This is a genomic window from Paenibacillus sabuli, from assembly GCF_014705605.1.
GTDB classification, from domain to species: domain Bacteria; phylum Bacillota; class Bacilli; order Paenibacillales; family Paenibacillaceae; genus Paenibacillus_D; species Paenibacillus_D sabuli.
This window is the reverse complement of sequence record NZ_JACXIZ010000025.1, coordinates 42484-61704: the sequence shown is the minus strand read 5'-3', so window position 1 is coordinate 61704 and position 19221 is coordinate 42484. Positions and strand designations below refer to the sequence as shown.

The 19221-nt window shown below is 60.4% G+C and carries 16 protein-coding genes; 5 read left to right on the top strand and 11 right to left on the bottom strand.

All coding sequences use genetic code 11. The features are described 5' to 3' along the window. Positions 1-309: 309 nt before the first annotated feature. The 5 genes from IDH44_RS15285 to IDH44_RS15270 all read left to right on the top strand — a co-directional run bounded on the left by IDH44_RS15285 (position 310) and on the right by IDH44_RS15270 (position 3674). Complete coding sequence (locus IDH44_RS15285; protein ID WP_190919089.1) at positions 310-594, top strand: hypothetical protein; 285 nt, start codon at positions 310-312, stop codon at positions 592-594. A gap of 67 nt (positions 595-661) precedes the next feature. Next, a complete protein-coding gene (tnpA, locus tag IDH44_RS27415) occupies positions 662-991 on the top strand; it encodes an IS66 family insertion sequence element accessory protein TnpA (RefSeq protein WP_397326783.1) in 330 nt (109 codons plus the stop codon). Further along, positions 985-1341, top strand: coding sequence for an IS66 family insertion sequence element accessory protein TnpB (gene tnpB, locus IDH44_RS15280; protein WP_190919087.1), 357 nt, complete (start codon positions 985-987; stop codon positions 1339-1341). Before tnpA ends, tnpB begins: the two co-directional genes overlap by 7 nt. A 58-nt stretch (positions 1342-1399) precedes the next feature. Then, positions 1400-2974, top strand: a complete 1575-nt coding sequence (tnpC, locus tag IDH44_RS15275; RefSeq protein ID WP_190919085.1) for an IS66 family transposase — start codon at positions 1400-1402, stop codon at positions 2972-2974. 49 nt (positions 2975-3023) lie between these two features. After that, positions 3024-3674, top strand: coding sequence for an alpha/beta hydrolase (locus tag IDH44_RS15270; RefSeq protein ID WP_190919083.1), 651 nt, complete (start codon positions 3024-3026; stop codon positions 3672-3674). Between the two features lie 642 nt (positions 3675-4316). Here IDH44_RS15270 and IDH44_RS15265 read toward each other — a convergent pair. From IDH44_RS15265 to IDH44_RS15215, 11 genes are all read right to left on the bottom strand, one after another. Continuing rightward, positions 4317-4607, bottom strand: a complete 291-nt coding sequence (locus IDH44_RS15265) for a hypothetical protein (RefSeq protein WP_190919080.1) — start codon at positions 4605-4607, stop codon at positions 4317-4319. Positions 4608-5133: 526 nt separating this feature from the next. After that, positions 5134-7098 carry a YjhG/YagF family D-xylonate dehydratase gene (locus IDH44_RS15260; RefSeq protein ID WP_397326785.1) on the bottom strand — a complete coding sequence of 655 codons (1965 nt, stop codon included), beginning with the start codon at positions 7096-7098 and terminating at the stop codon, positions 5134-5136. A 54-nt stretch (positions 7099-7152) separates the two neighbouring features. Then, the gene (gene gucD, locus IDH44_RS15255; RefSeq protein WP_190919077.1) at positions 7153-8619 is read right to left on the bottom strand and encodes an alpha-ketoglutaric semialdehyde dehydrogenase GucD; all 1467 of its coding nucleotides are present in this window, start codon (positions 8617-8619) and stop codon (positions 7153-7155) included. A gap of 58 nt (positions 8620-8677) precedes the next feature. After that, positions 8678-9619 carry a fumarylacetoacetate hydrolase family protein gene (locus IDH44_RS15250; protein WP_190919075.1) on the bottom strand — a complete coding sequence of 314 codons (942 nt, stop codon included), beginning with the start codon at positions 9617-9619 and terminating at the stop codon, positions 8678-8680. Between the two features lie 328 nt (positions 9620-9947). Next, a complete protein-coding gene (locus IDH44_RS15245; protein WP_190919097.1) occupies positions 9948-10727 on the bottom strand; it encodes an IclR family transcriptional regulator in 780 nt (259 codons plus the stop codon). 181 nt (positions 10728-10908) lie between these two features. After that, entirely contained in the window at positions 10909-11856 is a 948-nt protein-coding gene (locus IDH44_RS15240; RefSeq protein ID WP_397326784.1) for a carbohydrate ABC transporter permease, read from the bottom strand. Between the two features lie 259 nt (positions 11857-12115). Beyond that, positions 12116-13030 (bottom strand): ABC transporter permease, encoded by a 915-nt coding sequence (locus IDH44_RS15235; protein WP_223869712.1) that lies wholly within the window; start codon positions 13028-13030, stop codon positions 12116-12118. A gap of 348 nt (positions 13031-13378) precedes the next feature. After that, positions 13379-13765, bottom strand: coding sequence for a hypothetical protein (locus tag IDH44_RS15230; protein WP_190919072.1), 387 nt, complete (start codon positions 13763-13765; stop codon positions 13379-13381). 243 nt (positions 13766-14008) lie between these two features. Beyond that, positions 14009-15736: a type 2 periplasmic-binding domain-containing protein gene (locus IDH44_RS15225; RefSeq protein ID WP_190919093.1), complete on the bottom strand. Its 1728-nt coding sequence runs from the start codon at positions 15734-15736 to the stop codon at positions 14009-14011. 106 nt (positions 15737-15842) lie between these two features. Continuing rightward, positions 15843-17585, bottom strand: coding sequence for a sensor histidine kinase (locus IDH44_RS15220; RefSeq protein WP_190919070.1), 1743 nt, complete (start codon positions 17583-17585; stop codon positions 15843-15845). 1 nt (position 17586) lies between these two features. Beyond that, entirely contained in the window at positions 17587-19188 is a 1602-nt protein-coding gene (locus IDH44_RS15215; RefSeq protein ID WP_190919068.1) for a response regulator transcription factor, read from the bottom strand. Positions 19189-19221: the final 33 nt, after the last annotated feature.

The window sequence follows — 19221 nt, the reverse complement described above, 5'->3', positions numbered from 1 at the left end:
ATGATTCCATCCGCTCCCCGCTTGATTCTCTGAATCTAGCATACACCATAATTCGCCATTTTCAGAGTCTCAAGGGTGCGGAATGTGAGTTCTTAGCGTCGTTGTGCTGACGCATAGCTGCTCAGCAATTTGAGCGGGGGTGTAGGTCGTTTGCATGCATTCCACTTCCCGATCGTGAAGTAATCGCTTAAAGTGCTGCGTTAACCTAAAAACCTCCAACCTATCATACCACCGAAACTTGTATTGTAAAAACCGGGCTATTGCGTGAATGTTGTATGCTTTTGTTGTACTGACTAAGGGAGGGTGATCATGACGATGAGAAGTGAAGTTGCTTTGGTTGATGGTTCCGCATTGGAGGTGGGGTTAATTGGGAATCCGGCTGGCCGTACGATCATGCTGCCAATCGCCAAAAAGTCGGTGTACGGTCCGGCGGCGGAGAGCTTGAAGCTGTGGGGCGTCGATCCCGAACTGGGAGAACACTTTATTGGAGGCCTATCGGATGCGTTCAGGGTGCTGCATTTCGACTATGAAGGCCATCTGATGGCGTACCCTCAGCCGGACCTGCTTACACCGGACCGTAAGCGTCAAACCTAGCACACCTTCTGGTGTGCCATTATCTATGAGAATATACAGGTAACGAACGAAACGAGGAGGAACCTGTATGTCTTCAAGAGAACAGCGTGCCCGGGTCTGGGTCGCTCGCCTGGCTGAGTATCATGCCAGCGGGCAAACCATGAAAGCGTGGTGCGCCGCTCATGCCGTGAGCATCGATCAACTCAAATATTGGAAGCGAAAGCACAAAGACTCGCAAGTCGAAGGAAGCTCCGCTCCATCACTCCCGCGTTTGCTTCCGGTCGCCCTGACCGAAGATTCACCTCTCCCAAGCCCCGAACCGCTTTCCCTCTATATAGGAAGCGTACGCCTGGAAGTGAGAAGTGGCTTCGACCCCCAACTGTTGCGCGCCACGGTGGCGGCGCTTCAGTCATGCTGAGTCTATCGCCTGCCCAGCGCGTGTACCTGGCTCCAGGGGCTACCGACCTGCGCAAATCCATCGACGCGCTTGCGGCCTGGGTGCAGGAGGTCATGCAGTTGGATCCACTGGCCCCCTGTCTGTTTGTGTTTTGTAATCGCAGACGAGACAAGCTCAAACTTCTCGCTTGGGACCACAACGGGTTTTGGCTCCTCTACCGCCGCTTGGAGAGCGGTCGTTTCCAATGGCCTGCAGCCGGGGACACGCAGAGCGTGTCCGTCTCGGCCCGGGAACTTCGCTGGCTGCTCGACGGCCTCTCGCTTGAGCAACGGGGCGCGCACCGTCAGGTTCTCGCAGAGGCGGTCATCTAATCGTCCTGGTTTACGAGGCAGGCAGGAATTCGGAGCTCTCGCGTCGAAACCTTACGCTATGGACAAACGAGCGGAAGCACCTCAAACGATCGAAGAACTACAAACGAATACCCGTGCCCTGGAGCAACAGGTGGCGGAACTGTCGGCCAAAGTGAAGTGGTACGAAGAACAGTTCCGTCTGGCCCAGCATAAGCGCTTTGGTGCCTCCAGCGAGAAGACACACCCGGACCAGATGAGCCTGGACCTCTTCAATGAAGCCGAAGTCGAGGCTAGCGCCGAGACGCCGGATCCAGAAACGGAGAAGGTGACCTACACGCGCAAGAAGCCGGTTAGCCGTCAGGCAAAGCTGGAAGTGCTGGACGTCGAGACCGTGACGCACACCTTACCGGCAGAGGAGCAAGTCTGCCACTGCTGCGGTGGCGCGCTGCATGAGATGAGCAGCCAAACCCGGAACGAAATTACCGTCATTCCGGCGGAAGTGAAGGTCACCCGTCATGTGCGCTCGGTCTACAGCTGCCGGCAGTGTGAACGCGAAGGTATTCACTCGCCGGTGGTCAATGCCCCGATGCCCCAGCCGGTGTACCCGGGAAGTCTGGCATCGCCCTCGGCGCTAGCGTATGTGATGAGCCAGAAATATGTGGACAGCCAGCCGCTCTATCGACAGGAGCAGCAGTTTGCCCGCATGGGGCTTACGCTCTCCCGGCAAACGATGGCTAACTGGCTGATCTACGGTAGTGAGCAGTGGCTCTCCTGTGTGATGCAGCAGATGCAAGAGCAGCTCCGGCAGCGCGACATCCTGCATGCGGATGAAACCCGGGTGCAGGTGCTGCAGGAGCCCGGCAAGGCCGCGACGAGCGATTCGTACATGTGGCTGTATCGTAGTGGGCGCATCGGCCCGGAGATCATCTGCTTTGAGTACCAGCCCTCACGTAAAGGGGTGCATCCCCGGGATGCACTGGCTGGATTCAAGGGCTATCTGCATGTGGACGGCTACCCCGGCTACCACAAGGTGAAGGATGTCACCTTGGTGGGTTGCTGGGCGCATGCTCGGCGATACTACGATGAGGCGTTGAAGGCGCTGCCTGCCGGCACGGACAGCTCGGGTACCATGGCGGCGCAGGGGTTGGCATTTTGCAACCAGCTCTTTGCCATTGAGCGCGAACTGCGGGAGGTCACGCCAGAGGCGCGTAAGCAGGGGCGGCAGGAAAAGAGCGTGCCGGTCTTGACGGCCTATGCCGTGTGGTTAAAACAGCAAAAGGCGCGGATGGTGCCCAAGAGCAAGTTGGGCCAGGCGGTGACTTACAGCTTGAATCAGTGGGAGAAGCTACAGGCCTTTCTGCTGGACGGTCGCCTGGAGATCGACAACAACCGAAGCGAACGGGCCATTAAACCGTTTGTGATCGGCCGCAAAAATTGGTTGTTCGCCAATACACCTCGCGGGGCCAAGGCCAGTGCGACCATTTACAGTGTCATGGAGACAGCCAAAGCAAACGGGCTCCATCCGACTCGGTATCTGACGTATCTGTTCGAGCAGCTCCCGCAGCTTGCCGATCCTCAGGATGCGGCGCAGATCGAACCATTTTTACCGTGGTCGCCTCAGCTCCCGCTGCATTGCCGCGTACACAAGTCTTAACAATGTTCATTATAGCTCAGCCTGCATCTTCCTTATAGGTGTGGGCTATTTGACGCTTACACCGGACCGCATTGCAACCGATTTTTTGCGCATCGCCGATGCCATGCAGGTCGAGACGTTCAGTTATTACGGGTACTCGTGGCTGGCGCTAATCGGCTTGCAGCTGGCAATCCGAACGAACCGGCTGGAAAGTCTGATCATGGGAGGATTCCCGCCTTACAAAGGTCCGTACAAGGAAATGATGACCGTCACTGCAAAGACGAATGCGCAAGCTTTGGACAATCAAACAGTCACCGAAGATCGAATGGACGACCCTGCCCCGACCGAGGCGTCTGATTGGGACAACGTGCAGGTAAAAATGGATCCCGGTCAAACGAAACAGTTCTTCAAGCTGTATCAACATTTACTGGATTTTGACGATACCGCGATTCACGGGCAGCTGCGCTTTCCGAAGCTTGCCTTTGCCGGAGAAAAAGACAAGATCGTCTATGGGGAAAACTTTGGGAATGTTACGGTGGATATGTTCGGAATCTTAACCGCCAACGCACATCGTTTAAAGCAGTTCGGTTGGGACGTCGTGATTTTGAGGGGCGATGGCATGGATCATACAAAAGCGATGCAGCCCGAATCGGTCCTGCCGCTGATTAAGCCTTGGTTGCTTGACAAGTTGTCTAGGGACAGTGCTGACGGATTGCGGTAAGCATGCCTAGAAAGGCGGAGCCTGGGTCGATTGCCGATCGGGTTCCTTTATTCTGGTCCGGCGCTCCGGGGCGAGTTCGAATTCAGGGTTCACCTCGCTTCCCCTTTCTATCGATTTCGACCCGCCATAATCACATCGGCTCCTGCGTGCGTCAGCTCCAATGGCGCTACATCGCCGTGACTGTATACGCGCTTCGCTCCGCCCAACTCGCGCAATAACCAAGGCTTACACAGCGCATCGGCAAACGCGGAAGAGGCTTCATGGAGCCGCCGCAGCATGGCGCCGACCTCTGCTAGCGCAAGGCTTGTCGAACCTTGCCTTGCTTCGCCCGGAGCAATATACGGCAGAGACGATGGAGCGGATTGTCATTCGCCATCTCCGGGAGCTTTGTGCGCATACCTCGCTGGGGTAGCTTCCGTCCAGTTCGGCGTTCTTCGATGAAGGCTCTACTCGCTCAGTTGCGCTGTATATTTCGAATCGCCATATTAGTAGACCTAACCAATCTGAACGTCGAAGACGTTTTTGGAGCGGACGTAAAGACCGGGGGGGGGCTGGTGGAAAATACCAAATTGAGTCGGATCGACCAAATTGAAAAAACGCTCGGGATCTTCCCAGCGTCTCCTCGTTCCGACCCTTGGCCGTTTATTTTCCTCTCTCGAACTCCCGGTTTGCGCTTTCCAGCATCGTCTTCCAATTCGGAAAATCCGTCTCTCTGTCAATGTGCCGATCGAAAAGCTCACCGGATATTTTTTCAATGTCTTGTAGCGTATCAGCCTGAAAGTTGCCATTTTCCTGAAATTCCCGGAAGCTATTGAATCTGGAATGCTTTCTCATAAACGATGCAGGAAAAAGCTTCTCCAATGAAGGCCGACTGGGGTCCTCTTGAATTGTTTTCTGCCCTTGCAGGTCCTTTAGCAGATCGTCAAATGACATCGGTTGTTTTTTTCTCAGAATATCACTCCTCATTTGTTATTTTAGCAAATTCCATCATAGCATATCTACTCGTGAATGACGAAATGAACAGAGCTCAATTATTTAATTTTTTCTGTCCGACTTCGTGTAGCCGGTCCCAAGTGTTACGTCGACAGGAGGAGAGCTCGAAAATATTGGCGCGAGCAAGCAATGAACCCGAATGAAACGGAGCGCGCCGCCGCGTGCAGCAGGCCGAGCGCTTTTCTACAACCGACCTTTCCATGCAATGGAAGCTTGTCGATTCTTTTCTCGCTGCGGCGCGAAAAGGCGAGTGACAGGCTTGAGTTTAATTATGCTAAAGGTGGGAAGGCATTGGACCGACATCTTCACACACCTCGGGCTGTCCCGAAGGCTGCGCATCATCACCGGTATTGTCCAGCTCCTCGGATCCGTTGCGCCATGCGCCGGGTACTGGTACGCGCTGCCCGATCTTTTTTGACAGGATGAGGGAAGCAGGAGAGGGCAAACACAGCACGAGCAGGTAACTTCATTGTCCAGCGCCGCCTCCCGCTCCCTCTGCTCCGCCTCTCGTCAACGCCTCCACAATCCGATCCACGTCGTACACGCAGCCGCGCCACGTGCCGCCGCTCGCCGCCTGAAGCGCCGCCCACAAGCGCGTATCGTCCGGCAGCGCCGGGTCGGGCGCAGCGTCCGGGTGCAGCGGACGCGCAGCGAGCACCGCCGTTCCTTGCTCGGGACCCAGCAAACGCTCCTCCTCGCCAATGAAGTCCACGCTTCCGCTAAGCCCAACGGGGTCGACGACGACCTCGATCCAGTCGCCGTCCCGCAGCTTGCCGATCGGCCCGCCGGCCAGCGCCTCGGGGCCGACATGCCCGATGCAGGCGCCGGTCGAGACGCCGGAGAAGCGGGCGTCGGTGATCAGCGTCACATGCTTGCCGTAGGAGAGGTGCTTGAGCGCCGACGTCAATTGGTACGTCTCCTCCATCCCGGTGCCGAGCGGACCGCGCCCGATCAGGACGAGCATATCGCCGGGTGCGATGCCCCCGGTCTTGATGGCGCGGATCGCCGCGCGCTCGGAGGTGAATACCTTCGCCTGACCGCGGCGGCGGAAGACGCCGTCCGCGTCCAGCACGGACGGATCGATCGACGTCGACTTGATGACCGAGCCCTCGGGCGCCAGATTGCCGGTCGGGAAGGTGACGGTCGACGTCAAGCCGCGCGCCCGCGCCTGCTCGGGGCTCATGATGACCTGATCGGGCTGCACGCCGTCCTGCTCCAGCAGCGCGGTCCGCATCTCGGCCCGGCGCTCGGAGCGCTCCCACCAGTCGAGCACCGCCGAGAGCGGCTCGCCCGTTGCCGTCAGTACCGTCTCGTCCAGCAGGCCGGCCCGGCGCAGATGCAGCATCACCTCGGGCACGCCGCCTGCCAGATAGGCGCGCACGGTCGGATGCGGCTCCGGCCCGTTGGGCAGCACGCTGACCAGACGCGGCACGCTGCGATTGACGCGCGTCCAGTCCGCCACATCCGGCACCCGCAGCCCGGCCGCATGCGCGATCGCGGGGATGTGCAGCAGCAGATTGGTCGAGCCGCCGAAGGCCGCGTGCACGACCATCGCATTGTGCAGCGCGCCGTCAGTGAGGATGTCGCGCAAGTGCAGCCCGCGCGCCTGCTGCGCGGCGACGGCACGCGCCGATTGGCGCGCCAGATCGAGCCAGATCGCCTGGCCGGACGGAGCGAGCGCGGCATGCGGCACGGTGAGCCCGAGCGCCTCGGCGACGACCTGCGAGGTCGCCGCCGTGCCGAGGAACTGGCAGCCGCCGCCGGGCGTGGCGCAGGCGCGGCAGCCGAGATCAGCCGCGTCCTGCAGCGACAGCTCGCCCGCCGCGTACCGGGCGCCGATCGTCTGAATTTTGCCCGCATCCTCGCCCTGCTCGGGCGGCAGCGTGACGCCGCCCGGGACGACGATGCCGGGCAGATCGCCGCTGCCGGCGAGCGCCATCAGCATCGCGGGCATGCCTTTGTCGCAGGTGGCGACGCCGATCACCGCGTCACGCGTGGGCAGCGAGCGGATGAGCCGGCGGAAGACCATCGCCGCATCGTTGCGGTACGGCAGCGAGTCGAACATGCCGCTCGTCCCCTGGCTGCGGCCGTCGCACGGATCGCTGACATAGCCCGCGAACGGCACGCCCCCTGTCGCTGCGATCTCCTCCGCCGCGGCCCGCATCAGCAGCCCGACCTCCCAATGGCCGGTATGGTAGCCGAGCGCCACCGGCGTGCCGTCCTCGCCGCGGATGCCGCCCTGCGTGCTGAGCAGCAGCACCTGCTGCCCGCCGAGCCGAGAGGGCATCCATCCCATGCCTACATTCTGCGTCAGTCCGAACAGGTCGCCGCTCGGCGCCTGCATCAGCAGCTCATGCGTCAGCGGCAGCGCCCCCTCCGGGCCGCGCGCCGCCGTCTGCAGCGCGTACACGTCCGGCTCGCATGTCGCCATGATCGCTTGCAACGTATGATTCATGGACGTCCCCCCCTCTCCTTCCGCCGGCGCTCACGCCTTGACGAATACCGTCTTGACCGAGGTGAAGAACTCGATCGCCGCCTGCCCTTGCTCGCGGGAGTGCGAGCTCGATTGCTTCATGCCGCCGAACGGCGCCTGCAGCTCGACCCCCGCCGTCTCGGCGTTGATCCGTACCAGTCCGACCTCGATATCGTCGATGAAGCTTAGCATGCTGCCGATATCCTTGGTGAAGATCGCCGCGCTCAGCCCGAGCTCGCTGTCGTTGGCCATCGCCAGCGCGTCTTGGAGATCGTCGCAAGCGATCAGCGCCAGCACCGGGCCGAAGATCTCTTCGCGGGCGATCGTCATCTCCGGCTTGACCCTGTCAAATATCGCCGGCTCCACATAATAGCCGTCGGCCAGCGGACCGTCGCCCGGCCGCTTGCCGCCATAGATCAGCTCCGCGCCTTCCTCGACGCCGCGCGCGATAGCGGACACGACCTTCTCCAACTGCTTGCCGCTGGCGCACGGCCCCATCCATACGCCGTCTTCGAGCCCGTCGCCGAGTGTGAGCTTCTTCGTCTCTTCGAGCAGCAGCTCGCGGAAGGCGGCGTAGACGTCGCGATGCACGAAGACGCGGCTCGTGGCGGTACACTTCTGCCCGGTCGAGCGCAGGCCGCCGCTGATCGTCGCCTCCACCGCCAGCTTCAGATCGGCGTCGGGCAGCACGATGACCGGGTTTTTGCCGCCCATCTCCAATTGATACTTCGCGCCGCGCGCCAGCGCCTGCTGACCGATCTGCTTGCCGACGGCGTTGGAGCCGGTGAAGGTGATGCCCTGCACGCCGGGATGATCGACCAGCGCCGGGCCGACGACATCGCCCTTGCCGATGATCAGATTGATCACCCCTGCGGGGAAGCCCGCTTCCTCGAAGCATTCCACGACCAGCGCCGCCGTCACCGACGTCTCCTCGGCCGGCTTCAGGACGACCGTATTGCCATACACCAGCGCCGGCGCCATCTTCCAGATCGGGATCGCGACCGGAAAATTCCACGGCGTAATGACGCCGACGACACCGAGCGGAACGCGCGTCGTATACATCAGCGCAGCGCTGTCGGTCGACGGGATCACGTCGCCGACCTTGCGCATCCCCTCCCCGGCGTAATAGCGCAGCAGCGCTACGCCGCGCGCCGTCTCGCCCTTGGCCTCGGGCAGCGTCTTGCCCATCTCCCGGGTCATCGTGCGCGCCACTTCTTCCAGCCTGCGCTCGAGCGCGTCCGCCGCCTTGCGCAGGCATTCGCCGCGCGCCGCGCCGGTCTGCTTGCGCCAGTCGCGGCGCGCGGCGGCCGCCGCTTGCACCGCGCGGTCGACATCGCCCGCATCCGAGAGCGGATAGCGGCCGATCGCGTCGCTCCGATTGGCCGGATTGACGCTGACCTCCATGTCGCCGCTGGCCGCGGGCACCCATTGTCCATTGATATAATTGCGATACATTACACCTGCTGCTTGTACACTCATAAAGTATTGCCTCCTTCAGCTTGATTGGTAGGGATAACCCTCGTGCGTGGATACCGGCTCACCCGAACTCGCTCGCTGACCGCTCCGAATCATGCGTCGCGTTTTGCGTCGCGTTTTGCGTCGGGCTGCGCATCGTATTGCGCAGCGTACCGATGCCGCCGATCTCGATCTCCACGACGTCGCCATTCTGCAATGTAAATGCATTCGGCGGCACGATGCACGTCCCGGTGAGCAGCACATTGCCGTCAAAGGTGTCGTTATCCCGAATCAGATACGCCACCAGCTCGTCGAATCGTCGCTTCAACTGCCCGGTGCTGGCAGTGCCTTCGCTGACGAGCGCGCCGCCCCGATAGATGCGGCATGCCAGCTCGAAGCGATACGGGTCCTCCACCGACTCGGCCAGCACAATCGCCGGCCCAAGCGAGCAAGAGCGCTTCCATACCTTGGCCTGCGGCAAATACAGCGGATTCTCGCCTTCAATATCGCGGCAGCTCAGATCATTGCCCGCCGTATAGCCGACGATCGCGCCGTCGCCATCCAGCACCAGGCCCAGCTCGGGCTCGGGAATCTGCCAATTCGAGTCGCTGCGCAGCAGCATCTCCTCCTCCGGCCCGACCGTCCGCGCCGCCGTCGACTTGAGGAACAGCTCCGGGCGCGGCGCGTCGTATACTTTATCGTAAAAGGTCGTCGCATCGAGCTTGCCGCCGGTCGCCTCATAATTGCGAGCATCCCGGCTGCGTGCATAGGTTACACCGGCCGCCCATACCTCCGGGGCGACAAGCGGCACGGCAAGCCGAAGCTGCTCCTCGCTCGCCTCCAGCCTCGGCGCGGTGCGCATCCACTTCCGCACCCACTCCAGCGGCGTGACACGCTCGCTGCGCGCTTGCCGGATTAGCGCCTGAATGCCGTCTTGGGGCAGCGGAACCACCTGCCCTTCCTCCGTGCAAGCGGCAAAAACGGGCGGCTTGCCTTCTGCCTCAATATAACGAACCAATCGCATCGGCCTGATCTCCTTTAATTTGTTTTATATTATAAAACCAAGTTTTATAATCAAAGGTAAAAAGAAAGGCTTATATGCGGTAAGCCGACCGCACGATCAAGCCCTAACCCGATTCGGACAACCCCGAACTTCGTACGTCCGAATAACTCCGAATCCCAATGCACACGCCAACTGGCCCAGCAGCGCCGCTGCCAGCGGCAATGGATCTGCCGATCGCTGCTGCCCCCCTCTCGTGATCCCGGCATGATCACGGCATGGTCCCGGTGTAATCCCAGCATGATCCCGACGTGATCCTCGCGTAGTCCTGACTTCCACTCGTCTGCTTCGCCTACCTGGCGCCCGGCCGCCGCGCGAGCCCGCCGCCCAGGCGCGCAGACAAGCGCTCGCTTGCCGCCAGCAGCGCCTGCGCATATGCCTCGCGCTCCTGCTCCGACACGCGCGCGATCAGCATCGAGATGCTCATCGCAGCCGCCACTTCGCCGGTGTAGCCGTGAATCGGCACTGCGATGCAATAGACGCCCGGCTCATTCTCCTGATCGTCCACCGCATAGCCCTGCTCCCTGACGCGCTCCAGCTCCGCGCGCAACGCGGACTCGCTCGTCAGCGTGCGCTCGGTGTGCTTGGCGTATGTATAGCCGGCCAGGATCGCCTCCAGCTTCTCCGGCAGCGCATCCGCGATCAGCGCCTTGCCGACCGCGCTGCTGTGCAGCGGGATGCGCTTGCCGATGCGCGAATAGCGGATGACCGCCTTCGGCCCTTCGACCTTGTCGATGTAGACGCCTTCCCGGCCGTCCAGCACGACGAGATGAACGGTCTGGCCGGTCACCCGGCACAGCTCCTCCAGCTCGCCGCGCGCGACCTGGCGAATATCGAGGCTCTCGATCAGACGGCTGCTGCGTTCCAGCAGCTTCAGACCGAGCCGGTATTTGCCGTTTTCAGGATTTTGCTGAATATAATGCTGCGCTTGTAGCGTTTTCAACAACGAGTGCACCGTGCTCTTGTGAAGCTGCAGCTTGGCGCTGATTTCGGTAATTTTCAATTCGGGCCGGTATTCGTCGAACAGATCGAGGATCTGCAGCGCCCGCTCGACGGATTGAATGATCGGAATCGGTAAGCCCTCCATTGCATCGTGTACTATATTATAGAACCGAGTTGTATCATTGCATCTCTACTATACAACAACCGCCGTCATCTGTGAAGACCGCTGCAGGACGCGCGCCGCTTACGCGACGCGCGTCCTGCAGCGCATACCCGGAGCGCATGCCGGTGCGCATGCCGGAGCGCGCGCCTTACCCCTTCACCCCGCCGACCATCATGCCTTTGACGAAGTATTTCTGCAAGAAGGGATAGACCAGTATGATCGGCACGGATGCGACAATCGTCATCGTTGCCCGCACGGACAGCGGCGTCACCGCACTCTGTGAGCCGGTCATGCCTTTGATCATGCCGTCAAGGCCCGACATCCCGGAGGTAATATTCGAATTCTGCAAGATCTTCTGCAGCTCATACTGCAGAGTGCTCAGCTCGATATGCGATGAATTGTACAGGAAGACGTCGAACCACGAATTCCATTGGTACACCCCCGAGAACAGCGCCACGGTCGCCAGCACCGGCGTCGTCAGCGGCAGCACGATAGAGAAGAAGGTCCGAAAGTCGCCAGCCCCGTCAATCCGCCCCGACTCCAGGATGCTCTCGGGCAGCCCGTCGATGAAGGAGCGAATGATGATCAGGTTGAACACCCCGATCAGCCCCGGCCAGATATAGACCCAGAAGCTGCCGATCATCCCCAGATCGCGGATGAGCAGGTAGGTAGGGATCAGACCGCCGTTAAAATACATCGTCAAAATGAAGCAAATCGTCACAAGCTTGCGCAGCACGTAATCCGGTCTGCTGATCGTGTAGGCGACCATCGCCGAGCAGAACACCGTAGCCGCCGTGCCAATGACCGTACGCAGCACCGAGATCAGCGTCGCGTGGAAGATCGTCGCTTCCTTGAAGATGTACATGTAATTGTCCAGCGTCCAAACCCGCGGCAGCACGTAGATGCCGCCCTTGATCGAGTCCTGCGCTTGGTTCAGCGAGACTGCCAACACGTTGAGAAACGGATACAGCGTCACCACCATCAGCACGATCATAAATCCATAATTGCACACGTCGAATATCCGGTCGCCCGCAGAAGTCCTGATCCGGCTCCTTCCTTCCATCGCGGCGTGAATTGCGCCTCCCGCCCGAGCCATTTTCACACGTCATCCCTCCTTCTTCATCATGCTTGACGCCCCGTCTGCGCACGTCGGCGTGCTTGCGTTCTTCGATCTGCCTGCTTACGGGTTCGTTATGCCTGCTTGCGGCGATATGACTACTTGCGGGTTCGTTGTACATGTGTCCCGGTTCCATGTGCCTGCTTGCGGGTCCGTTGTACATGTGTCCCGGTTCCATGTGCCTGCTTGCGTCCTTATGCAACCGTTGTCCCTCGTGTTCGTACTTGCGTGCATGCGATCAGAACAATCGCGATTCCCCGGTACGCTTGGCGATGTGATTGGCGGCGAACAGCAGGATGAAGCTGACGATCGTCTTGAACATGCCCGCGGCGATGGAGAGCGAGAAGTTGCTTTGGGCAATGCCGTACTTCAAAACGAAAATGTCGATGTTCTCGGAATAGTCGACGTTCATGCCGTTGCCCAGCAAGTATTGCGGCTCGAAGCCCGATTCCATCAAATACCCGATGTTCATGATCAGCAGGACGACGATGACCGGCCGAATGCCCGGCAGCGTCACATGGATCATGCGCTTGAAGCGCCCGGCCCCGTCCATCTCCGCCGCCTCGTACTGCGACGGGTCGATCGTCGTCATCGCGGCCAGGTACACGATCGTATTCCAGCCGATGTCCTTCCACACCGTGCCGACCCCGAAGATACCCCAGAAGTATTCGGGAATGCCGAGGAATAGGATCTCGTTGCCCTCATCGATGAAGCCCGTCCATACGAGCAGTTGGTTCAGTATGCCGTCGGGGGCCAGCGTATTCTGAATAATGCTGGCCGCCACGACCCACGAGATGAAATGCGGCAAGTAACTGACCGTCTGTACAACGCGCTTGAAGGCGACGCGGCGAACCTCGTTGAGCAGCAGCGCCAGCGTGATCGCCGTACCGAAGCCGAGTACGAGATTGATCGTGCTCATCGCCAGCGTGTTGCGCAAGACGCGCAGGAAGCGCTCGTCACCGAACAAAAATTGAAAATGATCCAAGCCGATCCACGTCTGCTCCCAAAATCCGAGTGCGGGCTTGTAGTCCTGAAAGGCGATGCTCCAGCCCCAGATCGGCACGTACTTGAACACGAACAACCAGACTACAAAAGGCAAGGACATCAGCAACAAAGCGCGCTGCCGACCCAACTTGATGAAAAATTGCCGCATCCCCACCGCGCTCACTCCTTTCTCTGTTGTCGCCATTAGGCACCTACACCGGCTCGTTGTCAGCCATGCCGCTACCACAATCGCCACCACCGATACTGCAAACGATAGACTGATGCCACTATCGCCACCACCGTGACTCCTGACAGTCCGCTAGTTATGAATCGTATTTCGACCAACGTCCATCCTCGCGAACTCCACAGTCGGCTATCCCTCCATAGCATCAGCTTCAACTTTTGTAAGGGCACCCGCACTTCTCGCATGTTGGTCTGCAACGTGCCTTTCTCGGCCGGCCGATGCTATGTGATTCGGCAGTTGCTGCTGCTTGATTCGGCAGTTGCTGCAGCGTGATCAGGAATGGTTGCTGCTTGATTCGGCAGTTACTGCTGCGTGATTCAGGAATGGTTGCTGCCTGATTCGGCAGTTACTGCTGCTTGATTCGGGAGTGGTTGCTGCGGCGCGGCGGCGATCTACAACGAACTGTAAAAGTGCAGTTATTTTGCCGTCTTCTAATGCTAAATTCGAGCTGAACTGCAAAAGTGCAGTTATTTCTTTCGATTTTAACCAAATTTCATCATTTCGCCGAAAATTAACTGTACTTTTGCAGTTGAAATGCGACTTCATCTTAGTTTGAGCTAGTTGAACTGTACTTTTACAGTTCGCAACCGCGTTGAGACCAAGTTCGAGCAATAACGAGCGCCCGCAGCGACTGACGCTTCGCGGCCACTCACCAGACATCGGCGTACCACGCTATAGGCCACACCGCCGGCCACACCGCTGGCCGCTCCTCGGGCCACACCGCCGGCCACACCGCCGGCCGCTCCTCGGGCCGTTCCGCGGGCTACACCGCCGGCCACGCCGCGGCCGCTCCTCGGGCCACACCGCCGGCCGCTCCCCAGGCCACGCCGCCGGCCGCGCCACGGGCCACATCGCAGGCCGCGCTGCGGGCCACGCCGCGGGCGGCCTATCCGATCCGCCGGCTCAGTCGTTCTCGATGCGCTGCTTCACCTGCTCGGTCGTCCACGCTTCATAGCCGGCCGTGTCGAGCTTGGCGAACGCCTCCGTGTATTCCTTCCACGCCGCTTCGAAGTTATCCGGCGAGGCCAGCACCATTTTCGGGAAGTATTTCTTCTGCAGCTCTTCCTTGGCCGCCTCCCACATCTGCTCCGGCGAATTCTGCTCCTTGGCGAAGCCCCAGGCCGGGTACCAGGCCCGGTAGACCGGCTCGGCGAACAGGTCCGAGTACGTCTGCGCGCCATACTGCCCCAGGATTTTTTTGTCCCCTTCCGTCAGACTCATCTGGAACACCTCGGGCTGGTAGCCGACGGACTTGCCGTTGCCATCAGCCAGCGTCGAATTCGCCGAGTAGCTCGGCCAGTTCCAGCTATACTGCTTGAAGCCGAACTGCTCGTTGAACGCCTCGTCGATGGTGTTGATCTGCTCTTCCGTCCGGTAGAAGCGCCCTTCCTCATTCACCTCGTACGTCTCCCCCTCGATGCCCCAGGAGGTGAGGATCTGATTGTCCTCGGTCAGCATGTTGTCGAAATACTCGATGATCCGCACCGGATCCTCGGCGCTCACCGTGATGCCGATGCCGCGGTTCGTGACCAGTCCGCCCTGCGGCTCGACGTAGGCGTCCGGCGTGCCCGCATCAAAGGTGATCGGCAGCGGAAAGTAATTGTACCCGTCCATGGCCGTGTCCTTGCGCGCCGCATCCCGCAGCACATTGAGCGCGTTCTGCACCTGCCAGCGTTGATCATAGAAGCCGAGCACCTTGTGCGAGGTCAGCTTGGCAATGTACTGATCGTAGTTGTCGACGAAGGATGCCTTGTCGAACAGCCCCTCGGCATTCAAGCCGTTCAAGGTGCTGAGCCAGCGCTTCGTTTCCTCCGAGGCGGCGTAGGCCTTGGCCTCATGGGTATCCAGATCGACCAGCACGTTGCCGTCGTTCGGATAGCCCGACAGATGCATCGGCGGATTGGCGATCGAGAAGAAGCGCCAGTCATGCGTCAGCGAGACCATGCCGGTCAGATTCTCCTCCGGATGCGCCTTCACGTAATTGCGAATCAGCTCCAGATATTCCTCCAGCGTATGCACCTCGGGATAGCCCGCCTCCTCCAGTACCCGGCGCTGGATGTAGAAGGCCGCGCCCGGCTCGGGATCGGGCACATAGTCGCCGACCTGCACCGCGATCGGCAGATAGTACAGCTTGCCGTCCTTGGCGCGCATCTGGTCCAGGAACGGGCCGTACACACGCTTGATGTTCGGCGCATGCTCGTCGATCAGATCGTCGAGCGGAATGAAGGCGCCGGCGTTCATCACTTCTTCGATCGCGGCGTCGGGAATGAGCACTTCGGGGTATTCATTGGAGGCGATCATCGTGCCGATCTTCGTGTTGAGGTCGCCTACCAGGAATTCCAGCTTGAAGTTGACGCCGGTCTGATCCTCCAGCACTTTGCCGATCGTCGTTTCGTTCGTATTGATGTCCTTGGAGCCTGCGACCCCGTTGAAGATGGTATAGGTCACCTTCTCCTTCGCGGCATCGGCCGTTGTATTGTCCGTGGTGCCTGTGCCTGTCCCGTTGCCGTTGCCGCTGCCGCTGTCGTTCTTCGCCGTACCTTTGTTGTCGTTGCCGCCCGTACAGGCGGCAGTTGCCGCAATGACACAGAGCAAGGCCAGACAGACAAGCCAGGTGCTTCTCTTTTTCATCATAATCCTACCCCTCTCGCGATCGTTTTGCTTGCCTTCTCAGTATAAAAGCGACTTCGAATCGGGGTCACCCTTCCAATTACAGGGTTTTCTTTGGAAATTATAGCTATTCGCTTCGAAGCGGCATGCGCAGCACAATCGCCGTGCCGACGTCCGGACGGCTGTTCACCGACAGCCGAAAGCGGTCGCCGTAGGCCATCCTGGCCCGGTATATGACATTCTGCAGCCCGATGCGCTCGCCCATCATGTCGTCCGCATTGAGATGCGTATAGATGCGCTTGACCTCCTCTTCCTCCATGCCCCGGCCGTTGTCCGTCACCTCGAATCGCAGCTCGTCTTCCTCGGTCGTGATGCGAATGTGAATCTCCCCGCCCTGCTTGAGCGGTTCGATGCCGTGGATGCAGGCGTTCTCCGCGAAGGGCAGCAGCAGCATCTTGGGCACCTCGCAGTCGTACGCTTCCGGCGCGACCTCGATCCGGCAGCTCAGCTTGTCTTCGAAGCGGTAGCGCTGAATGTCCAGGAAGCACTCGATCAGCTCCAGCTCTTCCTTGACCGAGATACGATCCTTGTTCCAGGTCAGCGAGCTGCGGAACATGCGGGCCATGCTGTGAATGATCTTGGCCGTCTCCTTCTCCTGCTTGAGCAGGCTGCGCATGCGGATCGTCTCCAGCGCATTGAACAAAAAATGCGGATTGATCTGACTTTGCAGCGCGTTCCACTGCGCCTTGCGGCGCGCCAGCTCCAGCGACTTGCGCTGAATGTCGGCCAGATAGACATCATCGATCAAGCTGCGAATCTGCAGGATCATCCGGTTGAACTCCAGCGTGAGCTGGCCGATCTCGTCCCGGTATTGATCGCCGGCGATGCGCGCGAATTGCTGATTCTTGACCTTCTTCATATGCTGCAAAATGCGGACGATGCGCACATTCATCGAGCGCGTCACGAGCAATATGATGACGGTCGGCAGCAGGATCATCAGACAGGCAGACCATACGATGAAGTCGCGGGAGCGCCGCACCTCCCGTATGATCTCGTCCTCGTCGATCGCGCCGACGATGCGCCACCCCTTCAAGTAGCTGACGCCGCCGAAGTCCTTGACGAACTCCATCGCATCGTCCGCCTGCAGCGCCGCATAGGCCGCCTGGCCGCGCCAATCGACCGCGGCGTCGGTCGTATACTCGATGCCGCCTTGCGGATTGACCAGGTACAGATCGCCGGTCATGTTCAGATTGGCGAACGTCTCGATCAGGTCGAGCGTCTTGAAGTCGATGCGGAGCAGCTTCTCCTTGGACATCCGATCCTGGAAATAATCCATGCGGCGCAGCAGCGAGAAGCCTCCGAAGCGGCCGTCCTCGGTCGTCGTTCGCACGAACACCGGGTAAGAGCGCTCGCTGCTGGAGCCTTCCGCATACCAGGCGGTCCGCTTGACCTGCGCGGAGAGCAGGCCGATGTTGCCCGAATGCAGGATGGTCGGATTGTCCACGTAGACGGTGATGCTCTGCAGCGCAGGCGAGGACATGCTGTGATTGCCGAAGATGCGGCGCAAGTAGCCGTCGTACGCCTCCACATACGCCTCCGTGCGGGCGTAATCGCGTTCGAGCAGCTCGTTCGTGGTGGAATCTGCATAAAAAAAAGCCGACACGCCGACCGCGCCGTCGATCTGGGCGCGAAAATCGTTCCTGATCTGCTCGACGGCCCGATCGATCTCCTCGACCCTGCGCTCCCGCACATTGTCGGCGATAATGGTGTAGAACAACATGTTGGTGACGAGCATCGGGGCAAAAATACACCCGAAATACACCAGCAGCATCTTATTGCGCAGCCGGATATTGTGCAGCAGCCGGTTCATGTCAAGGGTTCCCTCCGCTTCGTTCGCGTGCCTGAATCCGGTTGCGATATTCGCTGGGCGTCATGTGCTCCAGCTTCTCGAACACCGTGACGAAATAATCCGCATTCTGAAAGCCGACCCGCTCCGCCACCTCGTACACGCGCAGATCGCGCTGCCGCAGCAGCTTCTTGGCCTCGTTCATGCGAAGCTGCTGGACGTAATCGTTGAAGTAGACGCCCATGCTCTTCTTGAACAACTGGCCGAGATAAGCCGCGTTCATATAGAATTGGGCGGCGATGCTCTTGAGGCTGATATTCTGATGAAAATGCGCGTCGACATACGCCTTGATCGGTTCGATCCCGCCCCTGCCCCGCGCGCGGAACAAGCGACCGATCAGCTCCGCCGCCTCCAGGCAAAAGGTCTCTGCAAGCTTGCGCAGCGTGGGCAGTGTGAGACTGATATCCTGCCAGCCGATCATCGCCGCCATGCTCGGCAGCTCCGTCTCGGCGCCCTTCAGGCCACGAATCGTCTTGACGATGCCGAGCACGCCCTGCGCGATCGCCGCCTTCACCGCTTCCGGCGAGAAGCGGCGCTCGGCGAACTCGGCGAACAGCCGCGTCAGGGCGCGATCGATCGCCGCCCGCTCCCCTTCCTCGACCGCCTCCAGCAGCTTGCACAGCACCTCATCCTCCAGTTGGATATAGTGCAGCTCGCTGTGCTGCGTCCGCTCATGAAGCAGCACCTCGCTGCCCGGCTCCAACAGCTTGAAGGCGACCTGCTGCTTGGCGGTCGCGAAGGCCCGGCTCAGCCGCGCCAGCGTCTCGACCCGCTCCCCCGCATAGGCGCGCAGCTCGTATCGGCCGCAGAGCGGCCGCTGCCGCAGGCGATGCAGGACGGCCGCCAGCCAGTCCTGCAAGCGCCCGCCATAGGCCGCGCAATACTGGGCCGGCACCACGAAGCCTAGCGCCCGGCGGTGGACCATCAGCACCGGCGGTGCCGGGACGCTCGCCGCCTCCTGCACGGCGGCTGCCAGCTCCCGGCCCGCCGCTTCGTCCTCCAGCGGCCGGCTGGGCCGCCACGGATCGGGATCGTTCAGCTCCACCAGCGCGTAGGCGAACCAGGTCTTGCCCGCCGACGGCCAGCGCTGCTCCCATTCCGCCAGCAGCGCCGCTTCCGCTTCGCCGCGCAGCATGCGCGCCAACTGCCGGCGCGCGTCTTGCAGCGCGCTGCGGCCGCGCAGCGCGATCTCCGCATCCCGCCTTTGACGAAAGGTTGTTACCGCTTTCAACAATTCGTCCTGATCGATCGGCTTCAGCACATAGTCGAGCGCCCCGAAGCGCACCGCCTGCTGCGCATAGCGGAAGTCATTGTGGCCGCTGATGATCAGGAACGCCGTATCCAGCTTGCGGGCCGAGGCGCGCTGAATCAGCTCGATGCCGTCGAGCACCGGCATGCGAATATCGGTGATGACCAGGTCGAGCCTCAGTTCTTCGATCAGGGCCAACGCGTCTTCTCCGTTGTCCGCCTCGGCGGCGACGCGGAAGCCCGCTTGCGCCCAATCGAGCATTTCGATCAGTCCTTTGCGGACGTAGCGTTCATCATCGACGATCATGACGGTGTACATGGCGACCTCCTTATCCTTGGAAACGCTATAGTT

Coding starts and splice junctions, on each gene's coding strand:
- tnpB (WP_190919087.1), top strand. CDS start 985: ATGCTGAGTCTATCGCCTGCCCAGCGCGTGTACCTGGCTCCAGGGGCT.
- IDH44_RS15250 (WP_190919075.1), bottom strand. CDS start 9,619: ATGCGATTGGTTCGTTATATTGAGGCAGAAGGCAAGCCGCCCGTTTTT.
- IDH44_RS15225 (WP_190919093.1), bottom strand. CDS start 15,736: ATGAAAAAGAGAAGCACCTGGCTTGTCTGTCTGGCCTTGCTCTGTGTC.
- IDH44_RS15260 (WP_397326785.1), bottom strand. CDS start 7,098: ATGGCGACATGCGAGCCGGACGTGTACGCGCTGCAGACGGCGGCGCGC.
- tnpC (WP_190919085.1), top strand. CDS start 1,400: ATGGACAAACGAGCGGAAGCACCTCAAACGATCGAAGAACTACAAACG.
- gucD (WP_190919077.1), bottom strand. CDS start 8,619: ATGAGTGTACAAGCAGCAGGTGTAATGTATCGCAATTATATCAATGGA.
- IDH44_RS15215 (WP_190919068.1), bottom strand. CDS start 19,188: ATGTACACCGTCATGATCGTCGATGATGAACGCTACGTCCGCAAAGGA.
- IDH44_RS15230 (WP_190919072.1), bottom strand. CDS start 13,765: ATGTCTGGTGAGTGGCCGCGAAGCGTCAGTCGCTGCGGGCGCTCGTTA.
- IDH44_RS15220 (WP_190919070.1), bottom strand. CDS start 17,585: ATGAACCGGCTGCTGCACAATATCCGGCTGCGCAATAAGATGCTGCTG.
- IDH44_RS15240 (WP_397326784.1), bottom strand. CDS start 11,856: ATGGCTCGGGCGGGAGGCGCAATTCACGCCGCGATGGAAGGAAGGAGC.
- IDH44_RS15285 (WP_190919089.1), top strand. CDS start 310: ATGACGATGAGAAGTGAAGTTGCTTTGGTTGATGGTTCCGCATTGGAG.
- IDH44_RS15265 (WP_190919080.1), bottom strand. CDS start 4,607: ATGTCATTTGACGATCTGCTAAAGGACCTGCAAGGGCAGAAAACAATT.
- tnpA (WP_397326783.1), top strand. CDS start 662: ATGTCTTCAAGAGAACAGCGTGCCCGGGTCTGGGTCGCTCGCCTGGCT.
- IDH44_RS15235 (WP_223869712.1), bottom strand. CDS start 13,030: ATGCGGCAATTTTTCATCAAGTTGGGTCGGCAGCGCGCTTTGTTGCTG.